The organism is Streptomyces solicamelliae (assembly GCF_045348655.1).
Taxonomy (GTDB): domain Bacteria; phylum Actinomycetota; class Actinomycetes; order Streptomycetales; family Streptomycetaceae; genus Streptomyces; species Streptomyces solicamelliae.
The window spans coordinates 5,463,467-5,485,011 of record NZ_CP160404.1 but is presented as its reverse complement, the minus strand read 5'-3'; the positions used below and the strand labels follow the sequence as shown (position 1 = coordinate 5,485,011).

Here is a 21,545-nt window from a genome sequence, read left to right as displayed (position 1 = left end):
CACGGCCGGCCGGCCGAGTTCGACGGAGTGCTGGGGCGGTTCACGGCGAGGCCGGGCGGAGCCGGTAGGGGCGACTCTGCCATGTCCAGCCATGCTTGAGGATCAAGGAACTGAGGCCCAGCGCATCCAGGGGCAGCGAATCGGCCGCGGCCACGACCTGCGGCCAGGTGAGCTCTCCCTGTGCATCGAGGGCGGCGACCAGCGCCGCCTCGAGACGTGGGTCGACCGCGCGGTGCTCCAGCAGTCGGCGTGTGCGGTTGCCGTCGGTGGCCACGAGACCCCAGCCCCGGAGCCGGCAGAACTCCTCGGCGGCCCGGTACTTGGCGACGTTGATGGCCATCGCCATTTCGTAGACCCGTTTGACCTCGATGAGGATGCACCGGCCGTCCTCGGTCACGGCCAGGAGATCCGGATAATAGGTGCGCTGTTGCCCGGCGAACTCGTAGCTGATGGCCAGGGGTTGTTCCTGGTAGTACGCAATCTGCGGCGCGAAGCTGAGCAGGTGGATCACTCTCAGCTCGGTCTCCGACTCGTACGACACATCACGGTCCAGCTTCGGGCAGTGCCACACTCCGAAGCGTCCCCGGTCGGCGTTCTCCTCCTCCCGGAGGGTTTCCCATGCAGTGCGTGGCGGGGCCGGTTCGGGCTCGCCGAACCAGGTGACCTCGCCGACCAGAGCTTCCCAGCGCCGGCCGGCACGTTCGATACGTCGCTCCCGTGTCGCTTCGCGCCGGGCCGACTCGTTCTGCAGGATGCGTATCGTCGACGCCTCCGCAGCCAGATTGTCCGCACGGACCTTGTCCGCGCCGGCCAGCCGTGCCAGAAGGGGTACCGCCTGCCGGGGCGTGACCGAGGGCAGCAGCACGGCTGACAGGTCGAGCAGCCGTTCCGCCGCCGATGGCCCCGCCTCGGGCGGAACCCTCTGCACACAGCTCAGTTCGGCCAGTACCTGTCGGAGCTTGCGCGAAGCCGGAGCGTCGGCTCCGGCCAGGCGGCGGATCGCCCTCGTCTGCAGTTGCCGGACCCTCTCCCGCGACAGACCGAGAGTCTCCGCGACCTTCTCCAGGGTCCGGGCCGGTTGATCGTCGAGTCCCAGACGACGGGAGAGGACCTCCCGGTCCCGCTCCGCGGGCATCTCGTCCACGGCCGCGGCCATCAGCTCCCCCAGGACGAGCACTGTGTCGGCATCGCGTTCGGCGATCAGCGACCAGTCGGCCGCCAGGCGCACAGCACCCGGGCACACGCATTCGAGCAGCCAGTCGTCCAGCAGCAAGACGTCGCCGTCGTGCCACAACCGCCGGGCCGCTGCCCGCCGCACGGCCACGGCTTTGGCCGCCAGGTCGTGGACCACGCTTCGGGCCAGGAAGACCTCGCGGCGCTCGGGACGCAGCACATGGCCGGTGACGTGCTCCCAGTCCGCCAGCACCTCGGCCGTCGAGCTCGCCGGTGCGGCCGCCAGGGGCTCGGCCGGCGCGTGCGTCCCGTGACGCCCACGCCGTTCCCGGAGACGCCGTTCCGCCCCCACCTCCCGCCATGCGTAGCCAGGATCCGCGGCCAGCCTGGACCTCAGCCGACCCAGCGGATCGTCGACGGGCGAGCCGGACCAGGGAACGAACCGGTCCAGACGCGCACGGACACCGCCCGTCGTCCGGCCGTGCCGCTCAGCGAGCTCGGACAGACCCAGCCCTTCGCGCACGCCTTCGACCAGCTGAGCGTCTTCCTCTTCACTCCAGGCACGACCCCGCCTGGCCCCGGCCGCCTGATCCCCCACGCTCTCTCCCCCGCATAAGGCACGCCCCTACAAAGCCACAGGTCAGCAGCCCTACTTCACCGGCTCCAGAATCGCCACGCACTCCACGTGATGCGTCATCGGGAACAGGTCGAAGGCGCGCAGGGTGCGGACGCGGTAGCCGGAGTCGCGGAAGTAGGCGAGGTCGCGGGCGAGGGCAGCCGGGTCGCAGGCCACGTAGGCGATGCGGCGGGCGCCGAGGGCGGCCAGGTGGTGGACCGTCTGCTTGCCGGCGCCGGCGCGCGGGGGGTCCAGGACGATGAGGTCCACGTCGGTGATGCGGGTGCGCGGGAGGACCGTCTCGACCTTGCCCTGCTCGATGCGGACCCGGTCGAAGTGCTGCAGGTTGTGGCGGGCGTCCTCCACCGCGCGCTTGCCGGACTCGATGCCGAGGACGGCTCCCTTGTCGCCGACGCGGTCCGCGATCGCGCCGGCGAACAGGCCGACGCCGCAGTAGAGGTCCAGGGCGGTGTCGCCCTTGCGGGGCATCAGGCCCTGCATGACCGCGAGGACCAGGGTCTGGGCGGCCTTCGGGTGGACCTGCCAGAAGCCGCCCTCGCCGACGCGGTACGTGCGGTCGTCGGCGCGCTCGCGGACGAAGTCGCGACCGTGGACGCGGTGGATCGCCTTGTCCTTCTCGCCCACCCGGAGCACCGAGACCGGCTTGTTCAGGTCCACGATCGGGAGGCGGGCTCCCGGCTTCGGCGTCAGGACCACCTGGCGGTCCTGGGAGCCCGTGGCGGCGATCGCCTCGACCGAGGCCATGCCCTCCCAGGTGCGCGCCTCGATGCCCAGTTCGCTGACGCCCTCGGCGGCGATCAGGCAGTGGTCGATGACCTCGACCTCGTGCGAGCGGTGCTTCCGCAGGCCCGCGCGGCCCTCCGCGTCGACCGCGTACTGGACCCGGGTGCGCCACTGCGGGACCTCGCCCGCCGGGAGCTTGTCGCCCTCGGCCGGCATGACCGTGCCGTCCCAGCCGGCCTCCTCCGGGGTGAGCCCGGCGAGCCTCATGAGCTGCTCGGCGATCACCTCGCCCTTCAGCCGGCGCTGCGCGCCCGGCTTGGCGTGCTGCCAGTCGCAGCCGCCGCAGCGCCCCGGGCCGGCGAAGGGGCAGGGCGCGGCCACCCGGTCCTTCGAGGGGTCGATGATCGTCACCGCGTCCGCGCGCAGGAAGCGGGAGGTCTCCTCGCCCTCCGTGACCCTCGCCACCACCCGCTCCCCCGGCAGCGCGTGGCGCACGAACAGCACCCGGCCCTCCGACGTGCGGGCGATGCAGTGGCCGCCGTGCGCCACCGGGCCGACCTCGACCTCGTACTCGGTCCCGATCAGCGATTCGGCGGGGGCGTTCTGCATGATCGGGGGCTCCAGGGTTCGCACAAGGACAAGTGGGCTGCTGTCCGTGTCGACAGCAGCCCACCAGTTTAGTTCGTCTTTCCGGACGCTTCCTTCGTGCCCTTCTCCACCGGGCCGCGCCGCACCGAGCCCGGCGCGTTCCAGTCCTGGCGCTTGCGGGCCCGCTTCTTCGCCGCCTCCGAGGACTGCAGCTGGTACGGGACCGACGTCACCATCACGCCGGGCGTGAACAGCAGCCGGCCCTTGAGGCGCAGGGCGCTCTGGTTGTGCAGCAGGTGCTCGTACCAGTGGCCGACGACGTACTCGGGGATGTAGACCATCACCGCGTCGCGCGGGCTGTCCTTGCGCAGGTTCTTGACGTAGTCGATGACCGGGCGGGTGATCTCGCGGTACGGCGAGTCGAGGATCTTCAGCGGCACGTTGATCCCGCGCCGCTCCCATTCCTCCTTGAGCGCCTTGGTGTCCGCCGGGTCGACGTTGACGCTCAGCGCCTCGAACGAGTCGGCGTGCATGAGCCTGGCGTACGCGAGGGCGCGCAGCGTCGGCTTGTGCAGCTTGCTGACCAGCACGATGGAGCGGACGCGGGAGGGCCGGACGTACTCGTCGGGGCGCTCCTCGGCGGCCGCGATCTCGTCGGAGACGCTGTCGTAGTGCCGCCGGATCGCGGACATCGTCACGTAGAAGATCACCATGCCGAGCAGCGCGACCCAGGCTCCGTGGGTGAACTTGGTGGCGAGGACGACGACCAGGACCAGGCCGGTGAAGAAGGCGCCGAAGGTGTTGATCGCGCGGGAGCGGATCATGTGGCGGCGCCTGGCCGGGTCGCGCTCGGTCTTCAGGTGGCGGTTCCAGTGCCGGACCATGCCGGTCTGGCTGAGCGTGAAGGAGACGAAGACGCCGACGATGTACAGCTGGATCAGCTTGGTCGAGTCGGCCCCGTACACCCAGACCAGCAGGATCGCCGCGCCGGCCAGCAGCACGATGCCGTTGGAGAAGGCGAGCCGGTCGCCGCGGGTGTGCAGCTGGCGCGGCAGGTAGCGGTCCTGGGCGAGGATCGAGCCGAGCAGCGGGAAGCCGTTGTACGCGGTGTTCGCGGCCAGGAAGAGGACGAGCGCGGTGGCCGCGGCGAGGAGGACGAAGAAGAACGTGCCGTCGCCGAAGACCGCCGCCGCGACCTGGGAGATCACCGGGTCCTGGACGTAGCTGTCGCCGACCGGCGTCCCGTTGTGGATCAGGTCCTTCGCCGGGTTCTCGGCCATCCGCACATCGGTGGCCATGGCGAGGAAGATGATGCCGCAGAACATGGTGACGGCCAGGCCGCCCATGAGGGCGAGCGTGGTCGCCGCGTTCTTCGACTTCGGCTTGCGGAAGGCGGGCACGCCGTTGGAGATCGCCTCGACACCGGTGAGGGCGGCACAGCCGGAGGAGAAGGCGCGCAGCAGCAGGAAGACCAGCGCGAAGCCGGACAGGCCCGCGTGCTCGGGCTTGATCTCGAAGTCGGCGGTGGGGGCCTTCATGGTGTCGCCGAGGACGATGCCCCGGTACGCGCCCCAGGCGATCATGATGAAGACGCCGGCGACGAAGATGTACGTCGGGATGGCGAAGAGGCTGCCGGACTCCTTCACGCCGCGCAGGTTCATCAGCGTCAGCAGCACGATGATCACGATCGCGCAGAGGACCTTGTTCTCCACGACGAACGGGATGGCCGAGCCGAGGTTCTCCACTCCGGAGGAGATGGAGACGGCGACGGTGAGGACGTAGTCGACGAGCAGGGCGCTCGCGACGGTCAGTCCGGCCTTCGGGCCCAGGTTGGTGTTGGCGACCTCGTAGTCGCCGCCGCCGCTCGGGTACGCGTGCACGTTCTGCCGGTACGAGGCGACGACCGTGAACATCAGGACGACGACGGCCAGGGCGATCCACGGGCTGAAGTGGTACGCCGAGAGCCCCGCGATCGAGAGGACGAGCAGCACCTCGCCGGGTGCGTACGCCACCGAGGACAGCGGGTCGGAGGCGAAGACGGGGAGGGCGATGCGCTTCGGAAGGAGCGTTTCCCCGAGGCGGTCGCTGCGCAGGGCCCGCCCGATCAGGATCCGTTTGGGCACGTCGGTCAGTTTGGGCACGCAGAGGATCGTAAGCGTTCGAAATCCGCCATGCCCACGCGCACCCCCGATGCGCACCGAATCTCCCACGTAGCCACCGCGGATGAGGCCCGGCAAGGGGTTGCCGCATAAGCTCGGACCGGGCAGTACAGCAGGCTGCTGTCCGCCGCGGCCCGGGCCAATCGGGCGAGGAAAGTTGTGAGCAGGGTGTATTCGCAGGTCAGCAAGGCGATCAGGAGTGCGGGGTAAGGGGACGTGCACATCGTCATCATGGGCTGCGGGCGAGTGGGAGCCGCTCTCGCGCAGACCCTGGAACAGCAGGGACACACCGTCGCGGTCGTGGACCAGGACCCGACGGCATTCCGCCGTCTCGGCTCCGGTTTCGGCGGCCGGCGCGTCACCGGCGTCGGCTTCGACCAGGACACGCTGCGGGAGGCCGGCATCGAGGAGGCCGGCGCGTTCGCGGCGGTGAGCTCCGGCGACAACTCGAACATCATCGCGGCGCGGGTCGCCCGCGAGATGTTCGGCATCGAGAACGTGGCGGCGCGGATCTACGACCCGCGGCGCGCCGAGGTCTACCAGCGGCTCGGCATCCCCACGGTCGCGACCGTCCGGTGGACCGCGGACCAGATGCTGCGGCGGCTGCTGCCGTCCGGCGCGGAGCCGCTGTGGACCGACCCGAGCGGCGGGGTGCAGCTGGCGGAGGTGCACACCTCCCCCGCGTGGATCGGGCACAAGATCAGCCGGCTCCAGGACGAGACCGGGGTCCGGGTCGCGTTCCTCACCCGGCTCGGCGAGGCGGTCATCCCCAGCTCGCAGACGGTGCTGCAGGAGGGCGACCTCGTGCACGTGATGATGCGTACGGACGAGATCGAGAAGGTCGAGGCGGCGTTCGCCGCCGGGCCCGAGGAGGGCGGTCACTGATGCGGGTCGCTATTGCGGGCGCGGGTGCGGTGGGCCGTTCCATCGCGGGCGAGCTGCTGGAGAACGGGCACGAGGTGCTCCTGATCGACAAGGCGCCGACGGCCATCTCGGTGGAGCGGGTGCCGCAGGCGGAGTGGCTGCTGGCCGACGCCTGCGAGATCACCTCGCTGGACGAGGCGGCGCTGCAGCGCTGCAACGTGGTCATCGCGGCGACCGGCGACGACAAGGTGAACCTGGTCGTCTCGCTGCTCGCGAAGACCGAGTACGGCGTGCCGCGCGTGGTCGCCCGGGTGAACAACCCGAAGAACGAGTGGCTGTTCACCGAGGCGTGGGGCGTGGACGTCGCCGTGTCGACGCCGCGTCTGATGTCGGCGCTGGTGGAGGAGGCGGTGAGCGTCGGCGACCTGGTCCGGCTGCTGCGCTTCAGCCACGGCGACGCGAACCTGGTGGAGCTGACGCTGCCGCCGGAGTCGGCGGTCACGGGTACGGCGGTCGGCGACGTGGCCTGGCCGCAGGACACCTCGCTGGTCACGATCATCCGCGGCTCGCGGGTCCTCACGCCGAGCGCGGAGGAGACCCTGGAGGCGGGCGACGAGCTGCTGTTCGTCGCGGCCCAGGCCCGCGAGGAGCAGCTGGAGGACCTGCTGTCGGTCCGCCGCGAGGAGGAGTCCACCGGCTGACGCCGGACGGACGACGGGCACGTACGCGTACGACGAAGGGCCCGGGAAGCGGAATCGCTCCCCGGGCCCTTCGTCGTGCGTACGGCTACGCCTCCGGCTGCTGCTGCGTCGCCTGCGCGGCCTCGGCCTTGCGGGCCTGTTCGGCGCGCTCCTCGGCCTCCATCTCGGCGAAGACGTCGATCGGCGGCGGGGCCTTCGCCAGGAAGACCCAGGTCAGGTAGACCGCCAGCAGGAACGGCGGGATCTTCAGGGCGACCAGGACCCAGCCGAGCTGGGTGGTGTCGGCCCACCAGTACAGCGGGAAGAGGATCGCGCACTTGGCGAGCAGGATCAGGCCCCAGGCGTAGCTCGCCTTCGCGTACGCCTTCTTCCGGCCGGGGTTGCGGGTCCGCCAGGAGAGGTTCTCCTTGAAGACCGGGCCGAGGATCAGGCCGATCAGCGGCACGCCCGCCAGCGTCGTGATGATGTACGCGAGGCCCAGGCCGAGCGTGTACAGCATGCCCGGCAGGTAGAAGTCCTTCGCGTTGCCGGTCATCATCGCGAAGACGACGCCGAAGCCCACGCCGAAGACGCCGCTGAAGGCGTGCTTCACCGTGTCCCGGCGGATCAGCCGGACCGCCACGAGGACGAGCGAGACCGCGAGCGCGGCGATCGCCGAGAGGTGCAGGTTCTTGTTGATCGTGTAGATCGTGACGAAGAGCAGGCCCGGGACCACCGTCTCGATCATGCCCCGCAGGCCACCGAACGCCTCGAACAGCGCGGCCTCCGTGACCTCCTTCGAGGCCTGGCCGCCGCCGTCCTGCCGATCGTCGCGCTGATCCGTCGTCGGCTTGTCGAGAGACGTCACCGGCTACTCCTGTCCGAGCGGTCGCAGCTCGTATTTGGGGTTGAAGAGGACCCGTCGGCCGTGGCTCATGGAGATCCGGCCGGAGGCGATCAGCTTGCGGCCCGGCTCTATGCCCACGATGGACCGCCGGCCCAGCCACACGACGTCCAGCGGCGCGGTGCCGTCGAACAGCTCGGCCTCCAGCGCGGGCACGCCGGCGCGGGGACGCAGCGTGACCGTGCGCAAGGTACCAGTCACCTTGACTATCTGGCGGTCGGAGCAGTCCGAGATGGGCGTGCACCCGGACGCCTGGGTGTCCTCCTGGAGCTCCTCCGACTCCAGGTCCTCCTGCGAGGAGGACAGGCGGTCGAGCATCCGCCGGAACCTTCCGGCAGGCTTGTCCGTACGCGGTGCAACACTCATACAGAAAGCGTACCGGGCCTGGCGGACAGCGGATCGGGTGACGGAGGACCGGTATTCGGATCAGTGCTCGAAGCGGTACCCCATGCCCGGTTCGGTGACGAAATGGCGGGGGTGCGAGGGGTCCGCCTCCAGCTTCCTGCGCAGCTGGGCCATGTAGACCCGCAGGTAGTTGGTCTCGGTGCCGTACGAGGGCCCCCACACCTCCTGCAGCAGCTGCTTCTGGCTGACCAGCCGGCCGCTGTTGCGGACCAGGACCTCCAGGAGGTGCCACTCGGTGGGCGTGAGGCGGACGTCCTTGCCGTCGCGGTGCACCTTCTTCGCCGCGAGGTCGACGCTGAAGGACGCCGTCTCGACCAGGACGGCCCCCTCCTCCGTCCCGCCGACGGGCTCGGAGCGGCGGACGGCGGCGCGCAGCCGGGCGAGCAGCTCGTCCATGCCGAAGGGCTTGGTGACGTAGTCGTCGGCGCCGGCGTCGAGTGCCTCGACCTTCTCGTCGGAGGTGTGCCGGGCGGACAGGACGAGGATCGGTACGCGGGTCCAGCCGCGCAGGCCCTTGATGACCTCGACGCCGTCCATGTCCGGCAGGCCCAGGTCGAGCACGACGACGTCCGGGTGGCGTTCGGCGGCGAGCTTGAGCGCGGTCGCGCCGTCGGGCGCGGCGTCCACCTCGTACTTCCGCGCCTTGAGGTTGATCACCAGGGCGCGGACGATCTGCGGTTCGTCGTCGACCACGAGGACCCGGGTCATGGAGGGATACCTGCTTTCTGCCGGCGTCACGAGACGGCCTGGGCGGGGGATGCGTCGGAGTCGGAGGAGGAGGAGCGTGCAGGGGTACCTGGCGAGGTGCGGTCCTCGCCGTTCGCCGCGCTCAGCGTGAGCACCATGGTGAGCCCGCCGCCGGGGGTGTCCTCGGCGGTGATCGTGCCGCCCATGGCCTCCACGAAGCCCCGGGCGACGGCCAGGCCGAGGCCCACGCCCGCGCCGCGCGGGGCGTCGCCGAAGCGCTGGAAGGGCTCGAAGATGCCGTCCTTGCTCTCGTCGGGCACGCCGGGCCCGCGGTCGACGACACGCAGCTCGACGCGCTCGCCGAGCGCGCTGGCGGCGACCAGGACGGGGACGCCCTCGGGGCTGTACTTCACGGCGTTCTCGACGATGTTGGCGACGGCCCGTTCCAGGAGTCCCTTGTCGACCCGGACCATCGGCAGCGTCTCCGGCACGTCGAGGTCCGCGCTGCCGTCGGGGACGCCGCCGAGCGCCATCGGCACGACCTCGTCGAGGTCGATGTCGCGGATCAGCGGGGTGACGGTGCCGGTCTGGAGCCGGGACATGTCGAGCAGGTTGCCGACCAGGTGGTCCAGCCGGTCGGCGCCGTCCTCGATGCCCTCCAGGAGCGCCGCGACATCCTCCTCGGACCATTCGACGTCGTCGGAGCGGAGCGAGGAGACGGCGGCCTTGATACCCGCGAGGGGGGTGCGCAGATCGTGGCTGACGGCGGCGAGCAGCGAGGTGCGGATCTTGTTGCCCTCGGCCAGCTTGCGGGCCTCCTCCGCCTCGTCGACGAGCCGCTGCCGGTCCAGTACGACAGCGGCCTGGGCCGCGAACGCGCCGAGCACGCGCCGGTCCTCGGCGGGCAGCACCCGGCCGGTGAGGGCCAGCGCGAGACGGTCGTTGACCGGCATGTCGACGTCGGCCTCCTCGGGCCGTGCGGCCGGGTGCGGGCCGACGCTCGCGGCGCGGGTCCACGGCTCGACGCCGCCGGCCCGCTCCAGCAGGGCGACGGAGTCCATGGAGAAGGTCTCCCGGACCCGTTCCAGCAGCGCCTCCAGGGTGGTCTCGCCGCGCAGCACGCTGCCGGCGAGCAGCGAGAGGGTCTCCGACTCGGCCCGCAGCCGGGCGGCCTGGTGGGTGCGGCGGGCGGCGAGGTCGACCACCGAGGCGACCGACATGGCGACGAAGAAGAAGACCGCGATGGCGACGATGTTCTTCGGGTCGGCGATGGTGATGCGGTGGATCGGCGGGGTGAAGAACCAGTTCAGCAGCAGCGAGCCGAAGGCGGCGGAGGCCAGCGCCGGGTACAGCCCGCCGAGCAGCGCGGCGGCCACGTTCAGCGCCAGGAACAGCAGCATGTCGTTGGCGAGGCCGAGGTCCGCGTCCACGTGGGTGAGCAGCAGCGTGAGCAGCGCCGGTCCGCCGAGCCCGACGAGCCAGCCGGCGAGCAGCCGGGAGCGGCCCAGCCGGGCGCCGCGCGCCACGGGCAGTCCGCGGCCCTTCGCGGCCTCCTCGTGGGTGACGATGTGGACGTCGAGGTCGGGCCCCGACTCACGGGCGACGGTCGCGCCGACGCCGGGTCCGAGCACGTACTGCCAGGTCCTGCGGCGGCTGGAGCCGAGCACGATCTGGGTGGCGTTGACGCCCCGGGCGAACTCGAGCAGCGCGGAGGGGATGTCGTCGCCTATGACGTGGTGGAAGGTGCCGCCGAGGTCCTCGACGAGGGTGCGCTGGACGGCCAGCTCCTTCGGGGAGGCCGCGGTGAGCCCGTCGCTGCGGGCGATGTAGACGGCGAGGACCTCGCCGCCGGCGCCCTTCTCGGCGAGCCGGGCGGCCCGGCGTATCAGCGTCCGGCCCTCGGGGCCGCCGGTGAGGCCGACGACGATCCGCTCGCGGGCCTGCCAGGTGGTGCGGATGCCGTGCTCGCCGCGGTACTGCCGGAGGTACTCGTCGACCCGGTCGGCGGTCCACAGCAGGGCCAGTTCGCGCAGGGCGGTGAGGTTGCCGGGGCGGAAGTAGTTGGAGAGCGCCGCGTCGACCTTGTCCGGCTGGTAGATGTTGCCGTGGGCCATGCGGCGGCGCAGCGCCTGGGGCGACATGTCGACCAGCTCGATCTGGTCGGCATGGCGGACGACCTCGTCCGGGACGGTCTCCTTCTGGCGCACCCCGGTGATCGACTCGACGACGTCGCCGAGGGACTCCAGGTGCTGGATGTTGACTGTGGATATGACGTCGATCCCGGCCGCGAGCAGCTCCTCGACGTCCTGCCAGCGCTTGGCGTTGCGGGAGCCGGGCACGTTGGTGTGGGCGAGTTCGTCGACGAGGGCGACGGCGGGCCGCCGGGCCAGGACCGCGTCCACGTCCATCTCGGTGAACGCGGCGCCCCGGTACTCGAGGGTCCGGCGCGGTACGTGCTCCAGGCCGTGCAGCATCACCTCGGTACGCGGCCGGTCGTGGTGCTCGACGAAGCCGACGACGCAGTCGGTGCCCCGCTCCACGCGCCGGTGGGCCTCCGAGAGCATCGCGTAGGTCTTGCCGACGCCCGGTGCCGCACCGAGGTAGATCCGTAGCTTGCCGCGTCCCATGGGACGACCATACGTCCGGCTCATCGGGCGTTCCGCACGCGTGAACGACCGCCGGATCGACCTTGACGGGATTCTGATGGCACCCGGCGCGGCGGGCAGCGCGACGCCCACACCCCGGCCGAGGGGATCCGAAAAAACTTCTCCGGGGATGTCGAGGGCGCGTGGCCGGCTACGACCTCAGGGTGGAAGGCAACGTGGCAGCACGAACCGACCCACTTGAAAGGTAGGGCACACCGTGAAGTACATGGTGCTGATGCAGTTCAGCTCGCAGACCCTGGAGGTCCCGCGGATCGACACCTGGCAGCCCGAGGAGATCAACGCCCACATCGACTTCATGCGGCGCACCAACGAGAAGCTGAAGGCCGCCGGGGAGCTCGTGGAGGCGCAGGGGCTGGCGATGCCGGAGACGGCGCTGATCGTGAAGGCGGGCCCGGACGGCGCGCCGCTGGTCACGGACGGGCCGTTCGCGGAGACCAAGGAGTTCCTGGCCGGCTGGTGGATCGTCGACGTCGACTCGGCCGAGCGGGCGGTCGAGATCGCCGCGCACGTCTCCACCGCGCCCGGTCCGGGCGGCAGGCCCATCAACATGCCGATCGAGGTGCGCGAGGTCATGTCCGAGCCCCCGCAGGACCTCTGAGTCACCCCTGGCGTACGCGCCTCAGTGCTCGACGATCTCGCCGTCGCGCAGTTCCAGGACCCGGTCCGCCAGGCCCAGGAGCTGCGTGTCGTGCGTGGCGACCAGGGCGGTGACGCCCTCGCTGCGCACGACGGCGCGCAGCAGTTCCATGACCGCCAGACCGGTCTCGGCGTCGAGCTGGCCGGTCGGCTCGTCGGCGATCAGCAGGGACGGGCGGTTGGCCAGGGCGCGGGCGATGGCGACGCGCTGCTGCTGGCCGCCGGAGAGCTCGCCGGGCCGCTGGGCGGCGTGGTCGGCGAGGCCGACCAGGGCGAGCAGCAGGGCGACCCGCTCCTCGCGTTCCTCGGTGTCGGTCCTGCGCAGCCGCATGGGGACGCCGACGTTCTCCGCGGCGGAGAGGATCGGGATCAGTCCGAAGGACTGGAAGATGAAGCCGATGCGGTCCCGGCGCAGGGCCAGCAGGCCCTCCTCGCCGAGGTCCGCGAGGTCGGTCCCGCCGACGGTGATCCGTCCGCCGTCGGGGGTGTCGAGGCCGCCGACCAGGTTGAGCAGCGTGGTCTTGCCGGAGCCGGAGCGGCCCCTGAGGGCGACCAGCTCGCCGCGCGGTATCTCGAAGGAGACCCCGCGCAGGGCGTGCACGGCCGCCGCGCCGGTCCCGTACGAGCGGCGCAGGCCCTCGACCCGGACCATGGGCCCGTCGGCCCGCTCCGCCACCGCGGTCGCCCCGGATTTCGCCCCGGTGTTCTCGCCCATCCCCGTCGCCCCCTCGATCCCCTGATCCCCGTCGATCACCTGGCCCGGCCAGTATGTGTCGTCGACACCGTCCGGGGCCAGGGATCGGATACAGGATCCGGGGACGCGGGATCCGGGGACACCGGACCACGGGACCGCGGCGTCAGCGGACCTCGGTGATCTCCGGTCCGCGCTGGAGCTGGCCCATGCCGCCGGAGAACCGCGAGGTCTCCTGGTCCTCCTGCTGCACGCCCTCGGGCACCATCTGGGCGTCGTCGGGCAACTTCAGGACGATCGGGTCGCGCGGGGCCATCGGGCCCTCGCCGCGGACCACGACGGTGTCGCGGACGATCTGCTCCAGCAGACCCGCGGCCTCGGGCTGCACCGCGCCCTGCCCGGAGATCACGCCGCGCAGGAACCAGCGGGGCCCGTCGACACCGACGAAGCGCACCAGCTGCACGCCGCTGTTGCCGTCGGGCAGCTGGACCGGGACCTGCGCCCGCAGCTCCCAGCCGAGGGGGCCCTCGACCTCGTCGACGACACCGCCCTGCTGGGTGATGCCGGAGGCGATCTCCTCGCGGACCTCGCCCCAGATGCCTTCCTTCTTGGGCGCGGCGAACGCCTGCAGCTGCACGGCGCTGTCACGCAGTACGACGGTGGCCGCGACGATCGCGTCGCCCGCCACCTCCACTCGCAGCTCCATGCCCTCGACTCCGGGCACGAAGATGCCGCCGAGGTCCACGCGGCCGTCCTCGGGCCGGGTGACCTCGGAGACGTCCCAGGGACCGTCGGGCCGGGGCGCCGGCGGAAGGTTCATCCGCCGCGGGGCCGCGTCGGCGGCTTCCTCGCCGTCCACCGCGTCGACGACCTGCTCGGCCTCGCCCGCTGCGTCCTGGGCAGCGGCACCGCTCTTCTTGCGACGTCCGAACACGTCACTGTCCTTCCCGGTCGGATACGACCGAAGCGTATCGATTCCCACCCGTGGTGCCGTCCACGGCGGCATGACCGCCGGTGGACCCGAAGCCCCCCTCGGCCCGCGCCGAGCCGGGAAGCTCCGCCACCTCGTGGAAGCGCACCTTCTCGACCTGCTGGACGACCAGTTGGGCAATCCGGTCGAACCGCTCGAACCGCACGCTGTCGCGCGGATCCAGATTGACCACGATCACCTTGATCTCCCCACGGTACCCGGCATCCACGGTCCCCGGGGCATTCACGAGCGCCAGACCGCAGCGTGCGGCCAGACCGGAGCGGGGGTGCACGAACGCGGCGTAGCCGTCCGGCAGCGCCACGGCGATGCCGGTGGGCAGCACGGCGCGCTCGCCGGGGGCGAGCTCGGCGGCCTCGGTGGTGACGAGGTCGACCCCGGCGTCGCCCGGGTGTCCGTAGGCGGGGATCGGGACGTCCGGGTCCACGCGGCGGATCAGCACGTCGACAGGGTTGCGCATCAGGGGTTCACCTCGAAGGCGCGGGCGCGCCGGACCTGGTCGGGGTCGGACATGGCGGCCTGGATCTCCTCCGGGCGGCCGTTGTCGATGAAGTGCTCCACCTTGACCTCGACGAACAGCGCGAAGCCGCGAACGGCGACGGGGCCGTCCGGCCCGCCGATCCGGCCGGTGGCGGTGGAGTAGATCTTGCGGCCGCTGACGGCGGTGACCTCGGCCTCCAGGTGCAGCACGGTGCCGACCGGCACGGGACGCACGAAGTCGGTCTCGAGGCGGCCGGTCACGGCGATGACGCGGAGCAGCCAGTTCAGGGAGCCGAGGGTCTCGTCGAGCGCGGTGGCGAGGATGCCGCCGTGGGCGAGGCCGGGGGCGCCCTGGTGGTCGGCGGTCACGGTGAACTCGGCGGTGACGTTGACGCCCTCGCCGGCCCGCGCGTCCAGGTGCAGCCCGTGGGGCTGGCCGCCGCCGCAGCCGAAGCACTGCGCGTAGTGGGAGCCGAGCGGCTCGCCGGGAGCCGGCGCCTCGGGGTGGCGTACCGGCGGTAGGGCGTCGGCCGGCGGGGTGAGGGCGGCAGAAGTTCCAGTCACAGCCGCAGACCTTACCCGCGCGGGTAGCCGCAGGTCGCGCCGTGCCAAGCTAGGAGCCATGCAGCCTTCCGCCCCGTCCTACGACGAACGTCTGACCGCCCCCGGCTCCTGGTGGGTGATCGCCGCTCTCCTCGGCCTCTCGGGGGGCCTGGTGCTGTACCCGCTGGGCAATGTGCCGATGCTCGCCGGGGTGATCGTGGCGGGCGCGCTGGCGGCGATGGCGGTCTCCTCGTACGGCTCCGCGCGGATCCGTGTGGTGGCCGGCTCGCTGGTCGCGGGCGAGGCGCGGATCCCGGCGTCGGCGCTGGGTGCGCCGGAGGTGCTGGACGCGGAGGAGGCGCGCGCCTGGCGCACGTACAAGGCCGATGCGCGCGCCTTCATGCTGATGCGCGGCTATGTCGCCGGGGCGGTGCGGATCGAGGTGACGGATCCGCAGGACCCGACGCCGTACGTGTACCTGTCCTCGCGCGACCCGGAGGCGCTGGCGGCCGCGGTGGAGGCGGTGCGCGCCGGGGCCGTGCGCGAGGGCTAGAAGCCCAGCTCCTTGGGGTTCTCGGGCTGCTCCAGCGGGGGCAGCTCGGGCAGCGCGCCCCAGGGGATCTGGCGGCGGCGCAGGTCCGCGCGGATGTGCTCGGCGAGCTTTCTGGTGTCGCGGCGGTTCATCACCGCGCCCACGGCGGCGCCGACCATGAACGGCATCAGGTTCGGCAGGTTGCGCATCATGCGCTTGACGATCTGCTGGCGCAGTTCGCGCTTGAGCTGGCCGCCGAGCGCCGCGTTGACGGTGGTGGGCTTGGTGGGGTCGATGCCCCGCTCCTCGGCCCAGGAGGTCAGGTACGCGGTGGAGCGCTGGGTGAGCGAGCCGGGCGGACGCAGGCCGTAGACCTCGTGCAGCTCGGCGATGAGTTTGAGCTCGATCGCGGCGACCCCGGTGATCTCCGCGGCCAGCTCGGCCGGCAGGGCGGGGGGTACGGGCAGCATGGCGGCGGCGCCGATGCCCGCGCCGACGGTGGAGCTGGCGTTGGCCGCGCCGAAGATCAGTTTGTCGGCGATCTCCTCCGGGCCGAGGCCGGGGAAGTGCCGGCGCAGCGTCGCGAGGTCCCGTACGGGGATGCGCGGCGCGATCTCGATGAGGCGGTCGGCGAGGTGGCCGATGCCGGCTCTGGCGGCCTCGCCGGTCTTCTGCACACCCCGTTTGACCGCGGCATAGCCGCCGCCTCGCCGAAGGGCCTCCAGACGGCGGCGCCGGGGCGCCTGCTCGACCGGTACGGGGTGGGGTGACGCTGCTTCGAGCGAGGCCGTACGGCCTCGCTCGTCGTCACGTGCACCGGGGGACGGCAGGGGGGCGGAGTGCTCGGTGTCGGGTGCCTCCACGGCGCCCTCCACCTGGCCTGAGCCGCCCTGCTGCGTGTCCGGCGTCCTGGGGAGCCGGAAACGCCGCTTCCGAGACGGGGTGTCGCCTGCCACGGCCGACCGGACCTCAGTCGCAGTCGCGGCAGATCGGCTGGCCGTTCTTCTCGCGGGCCAGCTGGCTGCGGTGGTGCACGAGGAAGCAGCTCATGCAGGTGAACTCGTCCGCCTGCTTCGGCAGCACTCGGACTGCCAGCTCCTCGTTCGAGAGGTCGGCGCCCGGGAGCTCCAGACCCTCTGCGGCCTCGAACTCGTCGACGTCGACGGTCGAGGTCGACTTGTCGTTCCGCCGGGCCTTCAGTTCCTCAAGGCTGTCCGAGTCGACGTCGTCGTCGGTCTTGCGTGGGGTGTCGTAGTCGGTTGCCATGTCGCTTCTCCCCCTCTGGGTGGTTGCGGTGTCTCCAGCGCACGTAACGCGTGAGAGGCCGGACTTGTGCCCGACCTGAGGCGGAGATTTTGCCTCACATCAAGGTCTGTTACTCAATCGACACCCAACGCGACCCCTCACGGGTGATCGGGTTTGGGTGGCGAAGCGGACCGTACACGGTCCGTCTGCCGCTCTACACGGGCGCCACCCCGTGTACTTCCCGTGATCCGGGGCCCGGGAAACCCGGACTTTTCCTGGCTTTCCGGTGGCTCCGGTGCTCACGGAGAGTAGATGGCCGAAACATCTCGCCTGTGATCGATCACACACGATCTCTCCAGGAACAGTTCCCGAAAATTCCGCGCAAAGCGAACATCCGACCGGCTCGTGCGGCGTGTCAGATCGGCAGAGTGACACGCATCACGAGGCCGCCGCCCTCGCGGGGCTCCGCGATGATACGGCCCCCGTGGGCCCGCGCGACGGACCGGACGATCGACAGGCCGAGTCCGACGCCCTTGTCGCTGCCGGTCCGCTCCTGGCGGAGTCTGCGGAACGGCTCGAAAAGGTTGTCGATCTCATAGGCCGGGACCACCGGCCCCGAGTTCGAGACGACCAGGACCGCCTGTCCGTGCTGGGTCTCGGTGGTGACCTCGGCCCAGCCGCCCTCGGGAACGTTGTACCGCACGGCGTTCTGGATCAGGTTCAGGGCGATCCGCTCCAGGAGCACACCGTTGCCCTGGACGACCGCGGGAGCCGCCTCGCCGCGGATCTCCACGCCCTTGGCCTCGGCCTCCGAGCGCACCTGGTCGATGGCCCGGGAGGCCACCTCCGCGAGGTCGACGGGTTTGCGCTCCACGATCTGGTTGTCGCTGCGGGCGAGCAGCAGCAGGCCCTCGACGAGCTGCTCGCTGCGCTCGTTGGTGGCCAGCAGCGTCTTGCCGAGCTGCTGGAGCTCCAGCGGCGCGCCCGGATCGGACAGGTGCACCTCCAGGAGCGTGCGGTTGATCGCCAGCGGGGTACGCAGCTCGTGCGAGGCGTTGGCGACGAAGCGCTGCTGGGCGGTGAAGGCCCGCTCCAGGCGCTCCAGCATCTCGTCGAAGGTGTCCGCGAGCTCCTTGAGCTCGTCGTCCGGGCCGTCCAGCTCGATCCGCCGGGCCAGATCGGAGCCGGCCACCTGACGGGCGGTCCGGGTGATCCGGCCGAGCGGCGACAGGACCCGGCCGGCCATCGCGTAGCCGAAGGCGAACGCGATGATGCTCAGGCCCAGCAGGGCGAAGAGCGAGCGGCGCAGCACGTCGTCCAGGGCCAGGTCGGTCTGGTGCCGCAGACAGATCGTGATGGCGTCGTTGAGCTCTTCGGTGGTCGGGGTGGCGGGGAGCCGGCACCAGGGCGTGGTGGTCTCCACCCTGCCGCTGGTGACCCTGAAGGGCAGCTGCGCGGTGGCGTCGCTGACCGCCTGCGCGGTGAACAGGTAGATGATCGACAGGAGCAGGATGCCGGCGATCAGGAACATGCCGCCGTAGAGCAGCGTGAGCCTTATCCGGATGGTCGGCCGCAGCAGCGGACGCACGGGATCCCGGGGATCCCAGGTGGGTTTCGGGGGCGCCTGGGGGTGCGGCGCGGGAGTCGTCGCCATCAGGTCAGATCCGGTAGCCGGAGCCCGGCACGGTGACGATCACGGGAGGCTCGCCCAGCTTGCGGCGCAGGGTCATGACGGTGACGCGGACGACGTTGGTGAACGGGTCCGTGTTCTCGTCCCAGGCCTTCTCCAGGAGCTGCTCGGCGGAGACCACGGCGCCCTCGCTGCGCATCAGGACCTCGAGCACCGCGAACTCCTTGGGCGCCAGCTGGACCTCCTTGCCGTCCCGGAACACCTCGCGGCGGTTCGGGTCCAGCTTGATCCCGGCGCGCTCCAGGACCGGCGGCAGCGGCACGGTGGTGCGGCGGCCGAGGGCCCGGACGCGGGCGGTGAGCTCGCTGAAGGCGAAGGGCTTGGGCAGGTAGTCGTCGGCGCCGAGTTCCAGGCCCTCCACCCGGTCGCTGACGTCACCGGAGGCGGTGAGCATCAGGACCCGGGTGGCCATGCCCAGTTCGACGATCTTGCGGCAGACGTCGTCCCCGTGGACGAGCGGCAGGTCCCGGTCCAGGACGACCACGTCGTAGTCGTTCACCCCGATGCGTTCGAGCGCGGCGGCGCCGTCGTACACGACGTCGACGGCCATGGCCTCCCGGCGCAGTCCGGTGGCCACCGCATCGGCGAGCAGCTGCTCGTCCTCGACGACGAGTACACGCACGTCGCTGTTCCTTCCTCCGAGCCCTGGCCCCGGCGGGGACGGGCGGTCCTCAGCACTGACTGTGCGTATCCATCCTGCCCCTTACGTGCGTAAACCGGCTGTAAGACGAGGTGCACAGGGGGTGCCCGAAGGGCGCGGGGCACGCCGAGTGCGTCCCGGGGCCCCAAGAATTCACCTGATTCGCGGGCCAGTTGAGGTTTCTCTGAGGAAACCCCTGGGGAGGACGACTGCACACCCCGCGATCACGCCCCGTATGTGGCACGCCACCTACCGCTCTGTCCCCCAGAGGTTGCCGTGCGTGATCCGTTCCGACCCTCGGCACACCCCCGTGCCACCGACCCACGACGAGGGGGCGCACGATGGACGCTTTCACCGCAGGGCTGCTGCAGCGCATCAGGACCACGCAGTCCGACCTCACCCGGGCTCGCGAACAGGGCGACGACTTCCTCGTGGAAGTGGAGGAGGCCGAGCTCGACGACCTGCGCCGCCTGGCCGCGGAGCACGGTGTGGAGATCGGCGCAGCCAGCGTCTGATCCCGACCGCCGTCGCCCGAAGGGCCCCGGAGCCGCACCGGCTCCGGGGCCCTTCGGTCTGTGCGGGGTCTGTGCGGCTCCCTCAGTCGTGCCAGGCGCCGTACTCCTCCAGGAGGGCCTGGAGCGGCTCGAAGACGCCCGGGGAGGCCGCCACGGCCAGTTCCCCGGAGGGCCGCTCCCCCGGACGGCCGCCGGTCAGCGCGCCGGCCTCGCGGGCGATCAGATCGCCCGCGGCCAGGTCCCAGGGGCTGAGCCCGCGCTCGTAGTAGCCGTCCAGGCGGCCGGCGGCGACGTCGCTGAGGTCGATCGCGGCGGAGCCGCTGCGGCGGATGTCGCGCAGCCGCGGGATCAGCCGCTGGGCCACGTCGGCCTGGTGGGAGCGGACCTTCTGCACGTAGTTGAAGCCGGTCGAGACCAGGGCCTGGTCGAGCGGCGGGGCAGGGCGGGCGCCCAGCGGCCGCCACGCGCCGCTCCCGCCGGCCCGCACGTACGCCCCGCCGCCGCGCACCGCCCGGTACGTCTCGCCGCGCATCGGGGCCTCCACGACGCCGACGACGGCCTCGCCGTCCCGCTCGGCGGCGATGGAGACGGCCCAGGTGGGCAGCCCGTACAGGTAGTTCACCGTGCCGTCGAGCGGGTCGACGACCCAGCGGACGCCGCTGGTGCCGGGGCTGGACGCGCCCTCCTCGCCGAGGAAGCCGTCGTCGGGGCGGTGCTCGGCGAGGAAGCCGGTGATCAGCTTCTCGGCGGCGATGTCCATCTCGGTGACCACGTCGATCGGGCTCGACTTGGTCTTCGCGACGGTCAGGTCCTGCGGGCGGCCGTCGCGCAGCAGGACGCCCGCCCGGCGTCCGGCCTCCAGGGCGAGGTCCAGCAGCTCGGCGAGCAAGGGGTCGGTCGGGACGGTGGGATCGGTGTCGGTCATGGCGTCTCCCTACGCGTACGGGCTGTCGGCGCCGGCCGCGGCGGGCCGGTCGGCCCGGGCCGGGCAGCAGCCGATCGGGCAGAGGTCGTGCGAGGGGCCGAGGGCGCCCAGGGCGCAGCGCTCGACCACGGCGCCGCGCTCCGTGGCGGCGCGCTCCAGGACCAGCTCGCGGACGGCCGCGGCGAACCGGGGGTCGTCGCCGACGGTGGCCGAGCGGCGCACCGGCAGGCCCAGCTCGGCGGCCTTGGCCACGGCCTCGGTGTCGAGGTCGTAGAGGACCTCCATGTGGTCCGAGACGAAGCCGATCGGCACCATGACGGCGGCGGGCACACCGGCGCCGTGCAGCTCCTCCAGGTGCTCGCAGATGTCCGGTTCCAGCCAGGGGATGTGCGGGGCGCCGCTGCGCGACTGGTAGACGAGCTTCCAGGGGTACGTGACACCGGTGGCCTCGCGCACGGCGTCGACGATCACCCGCGCCACGTCCAGGTGCTCCTTCACGTACGCGCCGCCCTTGCCGTGCGCCTCGAGCGGGCCGGAGGAGTCGGCGGCGGAGTCCGGGATGGAGTGGGTGGTGAAGGCCAGGTGGGCGCCGGCCCGCACGGACTCGTCGAGCTCGGCGAGCGAGGCGAGGACGCCGTCGGTCATCGGCTCGACGAAGCCCGGGTGGTTGAAGTAGTGCCGCAGCTTGTCGACCCGGGGCAGCGGCAGCCCTTCCGCCTCCAGCGTGGACAGCGCGTCGGCGAGGTTCTCGCGGTACTGGCGGCAGCCGGAGTAGGAGGCGTACGCGCTGGTCGTGAGGACGGCGATGTGGCGGCGGCCGTCGGTGACCATCTCCCGCAGGGTGTCGGCGAGATACGGCGCCCAGTTCCGGTTGCCCCAGTAGACGGGCAGGTCGAGGCCGGCCTGCGCGAAGTCCTTGCGCAGCGCGTCGAGCAGGGCGCGGTTCTGGTCGTTGATGGGGCTGACGCCGCCGAAGAGGAAGTAGTGCTGCCCCACTTCCTTGAGCCGCTCCGTGGGGATGCCTCGGCCGCGGGTCACGTTCTCCAGGAACGGGACCACGTCGTCCGGTCCTTCCGGGCCGCCGAAGGAGAGCAGCAGCAGGGCGTCGTACGGGGCGGGATCGCGCTGATCGGACATGTCACCGATCCTCCCACCCGGCACGGACCGTGCGTGC

22 protein-coding genes are annotated in these 21,545 nt (G+C 71.5%); 5 read left to right on the top strand and 17 right to left on the bottom strand.

From position 1 onward, the window contains the following. Positions 1-40: 40 nt before the first annotated feature. The 3 genes from ABZO31_RS25460 to ABZO31_RS25450 all read right to left on the bottom strand — a co-directional run bounded on the left by ABZO31_RS25460 (position 41) and on the right by ABZO31_RS25450 (position 5,262). A complete protein-coding gene (locus ABZO31_RS25460) occupies positions 41-1,771 on the bottom strand; it encodes a TnsA endonuclease N-terminal domain-containing protein (RefSeq protein WP_406863594.1) in 1,731 nt (576 codons plus the stop codon). A 51-nt stretch (positions 1,772-1,822) separates the two neighbouring features. After that, complete coding sequence (locus ABZO31_RS25455) at positions 1,823-3,142, bottom strand: class I SAM-dependent RNA methyltransferase (RefSeq protein ID WP_406863593.1); 1,320 nt, start codon at positions 3,140-3,142, stop codon at positions 1,823-1,825. A 68-nt stretch (positions 3,143-3,210) separates the two neighbouring features. Continuing rightward, positions 3,211-5,262, bottom strand: a complete 2,052-nt coding sequence (locus ABZO31_RS25450; RefSeq protein ID WP_406863592.1) for an APC family permease — start codon at positions 5,260-5,262, stop codon at positions 3,211-3,213. Positions 5,263-5,496: 234 nt separating this feature from the next. Here ABZO31_RS25450 and ABZO31_RS25445 point away from each other — a divergent pair, with 234 nt between their 5' ends. Together ABZO31_RS25445 and ABZO31_RS25440 are read left to right on the top strand one after the other, a co-directional pair. Continuing rightward, positions 5,497-6,165, top strand: a complete 669-nt coding sequence (locus ABZO31_RS25445; RefSeq protein WP_393649209.1) for a potassium channel family protein — start codon at positions 5,497-5,499, stop codon at positions 6,163-6,165. After that, positions 6,165-6,845, top strand: coding sequence for a potassium channel family protein (locus ABZO31_RS25440; RefSeq protein WP_406863591.1), 681 nt, complete (start codon positions 6,165-6,167; stop codon positions 6,843-6,845). The genes ABZO31_RS25445 and ABZO31_RS25440 overlap by 1 nt, the downstream gene beginning before the upstream one ends. A gap of 85 nt (positions 6,846-6,930) precedes the next feature. Here the strand turns inward: ABZO31_RS25440 and ABZO31_RS25435 are convergent, their stop codons facing one another. From ABZO31_RS25435 to ABZO31_RS25420, 4 genes are read right to left on the bottom strand one after another with little or no spacing between them, the layout of a single operon-like run. Continuing rightward, complete coding sequence (locus ABZO31_RS25435; RefSeq protein WP_406863590.1) at positions 6,931-7,692, bottom strand: DUF3159 domain-containing protein; 762 nt, start codon at positions 7,690-7,692, stop codon at positions 6,931-6,933. 3 nt (positions 7,693-7,695) lie between these two features. Next, positions 7,696-8,094 (bottom strand): OB-fold nucleic acid binding domain-containing protein, encoded by a 399-nt coding sequence (locus ABZO31_RS25430; protein WP_406863589.1) that lies wholly within the window; start codon positions 8,092-8,094, stop codon positions 7,696-7,698. A gap of 60 nt (positions 8,095-8,154) precedes the next feature. Next, positions 8,155-8,841, bottom strand: coding sequence for a response regulator (locus tag ABZO31_RS25425; RefSeq protein WP_406863588.1), 687 nt, complete (start codon positions 8,839-8,841; stop codon positions 8,155-8,157). A gap of 26 nt (positions 8,842-8,867) precedes the next feature. Continuing rightward, the gene (locus ABZO31_RS25420) at positions 8,868-11,447 is read right to left on the bottom strand and encodes a DUF4118 domain-containing protein (protein WP_406863587.1); all 2,580 of its coding nucleotides are present in this window, start codon (positions 11,445-11,447) and stop codon (positions 8,868-8,870) included. A 244-nt stretch (positions 11,448-11,691) separates the two neighbouring features. Between ABZO31_RS25420 and ABZO31_RS25415 the strand changes: the two genes are divergently transcribed. Beyond that, positions 11,692-12,084 (top strand): YciI family protein, encoded by a 393-nt coding sequence (locus ABZO31_RS25415; protein WP_406865473.1) that lies wholly within the window; start codon positions 11,692-11,694, stop codon positions 12,082-12,084. A 21-nt stretch (positions 12,085-12,105) separates the two neighbouring features. Here ABZO31_RS25415 and ABZO31_RS25410 read toward each other — a convergent pair whose 3' ends face one another. The 4 genes from ABZO31_RS25410 to ABZO31_RS25395 all read right to left on the bottom strand — a co-directional run bounded on the left by ABZO31_RS25410 (position 12,106) and on the right by ABZO31_RS25395 (position 14,845). Next, positions 12,106-12,837, bottom strand: a complete 732-nt coding sequence (locus tag ABZO31_RS25410; protein WP_406863586.1) for an ABC transporter ATP-binding protein — start codon at positions 12,835-12,837, stop codon at positions 12,106-12,108. A 142-nt stretch (positions 12,838-12,979) separates the two neighbouring features. Continuing rightward, on the bottom strand, positions 12,980-13,747 hold the full coding sequence (locus tag ABZO31_RS25405) for a DUF3710 domain-containing protein (protein WP_406863585.1): 768 nt from the start codon (positions 13,745-13,747) through the stop codon (positions 12,980-12,982). Position 13,748: 1 nt separating this feature from the next. Then, positions 13,749-14,261, bottom strand: a complete 513-nt coding sequence (gene dut, locus ABZO31_RS25400; RefSeq protein ID WP_406863584.1) for a dUTP diphosphatase — start codon at positions 14,259-14,261, stop codon at positions 13,749-13,751. Further along, positions 14,261-14,845 carry a PaaI family thioesterase gene (locus ABZO31_RS25395; protein ID WP_406863583.1) on the bottom strand — a complete coding sequence of 195 codons (585 nt, stop codon included), beginning with the start codon at positions 14,843-14,845 and terminating at the stop codon, positions 14,261-14,263. The genes dut and ABZO31_RS25395 overlap by 1 nt, the downstream gene beginning before the upstream one ends. A gap of 58 nt (positions 14,846-14,903) precedes the next feature. On the opposite strand from ABZO31_RS25395, the gene ABZO31_RS25390 reads away from it, so the two are divergent. Further along, the gene (locus ABZO31_RS25390; RefSeq protein WP_406863582.1) at positions 14,904-15,377 is read left to right on the top strand and encodes a DUF3093 domain-containing protein; all 474 of its coding nucleotides are present in this window, start codon (positions 14,904-14,906) and stop codon (positions 15,375-15,377) included. On the opposite strand, the gene ABZO31_RS25385 is transcribed toward ABZO31_RS25390, so the two are convergent. From ABZO31_RS25385 to ABZO31_RS25370, 4 genes are all read right to left on the bottom strand, one after another. Further along, on the bottom strand, positions 15,374-16,312 hold the full coding sequence (locus tag ABZO31_RS25385; protein WP_406863581.1) for a hypothetical protein: 939 nt from the start codon (positions 16,310-16,312) through the stop codon (positions 15,374-15,376). The genes ABZO31_RS25390 and ABZO31_RS25385 overlap by 4 nt on opposite strands. Positions 16,313-16,325: 13 nt before the next feature. Further along, positions 16,326-16,622: a DUF4193 domain-containing protein gene (locus ABZO31_RS25380; protein WP_003955561.1), complete on the bottom strand. Its 297-nt coding sequence runs from the start codon at positions 16,620-16,622 to the stop codon at positions 16,326-16,328. A gap of 394 nt (positions 16,623-17,016) precedes the next feature. Then, complete coding sequence (locus tag ABZO31_RS25375; RefSeq protein WP_406863580.1) at positions 17,017-18,255, bottom strand: sensor histidine kinase; 1,239 nt, start codon at positions 18,253-18,255, stop codon at positions 17,017-17,019. Positions 18,256-18,259: 4 nt separating this feature from the next. Beyond that, the gene (locus tag ABZO31_RS25370) at positions 18,260-18,913 is read right to left on the bottom strand and encodes a response regulator transcription factor (RefSeq protein WP_331920146.1); all 654 of its coding nucleotides are present in this window, start codon (positions 18,911-18,913) and stop codon (positions 18,260-18,262) included. Between the two features lie 359 nt (positions 18,914-19,272). On the opposite strand from ABZO31_RS25370, the gene ABZO31_RS25365 reads away from it, so the two are divergent. Beyond that, positions 19,273-19,446, top strand: a complete 174-nt coding sequence (locus tag ABZO31_RS25365; RefSeq protein WP_406863579.1) for a hypothetical protein — start codon at positions 19,273-19,275, stop codon at positions 19,444-19,446. 82 nt (positions 19,447-19,528) lie between these two features. Here the strand turns inward: ABZO31_RS25365 and ABZO31_RS25360 are convergent, their stop codons facing one another. Beyond that, entirely contained in the window at positions 19,529-20,371 is an 843-nt protein-coding gene (locus ABZO31_RS25360) for an inositol monophosphatase family protein (RefSeq protein WP_406863578.1), read from the bottom strand. 9 nt (positions 20,372-20,380) lie between these two features. After that, positions 20,381-21,508, bottom strand: a complete 1,128-nt coding sequence (locus ABZO31_RS25355; protein ID WP_406863577.1) for a ferrochelatase — start codon at positions 21,506-21,508, stop codon at positions 20,381-20,383. Between the last annotated feature and the right edge of the window lie 37 nt (positions 21,509-21,545).

What these genes read in the sequence shown, in the direction of transcription:
- ABZO31_RS25455 (WP_406863593.1), bottom strand. Translation starts at nt 3,142, where the DNA reads ATGCAGAACGCCCCCGCCGAATCGCTGATCGGGACCGAGTACGAGGTC.
- ABZO31_RS25440 (WP_406863591.1), top strand. Translation starts at nt 6,165, where the DNA reads ATGCGGGTCGCTATTGCGGGCGCGGGTGCGGTGGGCCGTTCCATCGCG.
- ABZO31_RS25430 (WP_406863589.1), bottom strand. Translation starts at nt 8,094, where the DNA reads ATGAGTGTTGCACCGCGTACGGACAAGCCTGCCGGAAGGTTCCGGCGG.
- ABZO31_RS25425 (WP_406863588.1), bottom strand. Translation starts at nt 8,841, where the DNA reads ATGACCCGGGTCCTCGTGGTCGACGACGAACCGCAGATCGTCCGCGCC.
- ABZO31_RS25420 (WP_406863587.1), bottom strand. Translation starts at nt 11,447, where the DNA reads ATGGGACGCGGCAAGCTACGGATCTACCTCGGTGCGGCACCGGGCGTC.
- ABZO31_RS25415 (WP_406865473.1), top strand. Translation starts at nt 11,692, where the DNA reads ATGGTGCTGATGCAGTTCAGCTCGCAGACCCTGGAGGTCCCGCGGATC.
- ABZO31_RS25410 (WP_406863586.1), bottom strand. Translation starts at nt 12,837, where the DNA reads ATGGGCGAGAACACCGGGGCGAAATCCGGGGCGACCGCGGTGGCGGAG.
- dut (WP_406863584.1), bottom strand. Translation starts at nt 14,261, where the DNA reads ATGCGCAACCCTGTCGACGTGCTGATCCGCCGCGTGGACCCGGACGTC.
- ABZO31_RS25390 (WP_406863582.1), top strand. Translation starts at nt 14,904, where the DNA reads ATGCAGCCTTCCGCCCCGTCCTACGACGAACGTCTGACCGCCCCCGGC.
- ABZO31_RS25380 (WP_003955561.1), bottom strand. Translation starts at nt 16,622, where the DNA reads ATGGCAACCGACTACGACACCCCACGCAAGACCGACGACGACGTCGAC.
- ABZO31_RS25375 (WP_406863580.1), bottom strand. Translation starts at nt 18,255, where the DNA reads ATGGCGACGACTCCCGCGCCGCACCCCCAGGCGCCCCCGAAACCCACC.
- ABZO31_RS25365 (WP_406863579.1), top strand. Translation starts at nt 19,273, where the DNA reads ATGGACGCTTTCACCGCAGGGCTGCTGCAGCGCATCAGGACCACGCAG.
- ABZO31_RS25360 (WP_406863578.1), bottom strand. Translation starts at nt 20,371, where the DNA reads ATGACCGACACCGATCCCACCGTCCCGACCGACCCCTTGCTCGCCGAG.
- ABZO31_RS25355 (WP_406863577.1), bottom strand. Translation starts at nt 21,508, where the DNA reads ATGTCCGATCAGCGCGATCCCGCCCCGTACGACGCCCTGCTGCTGCTC.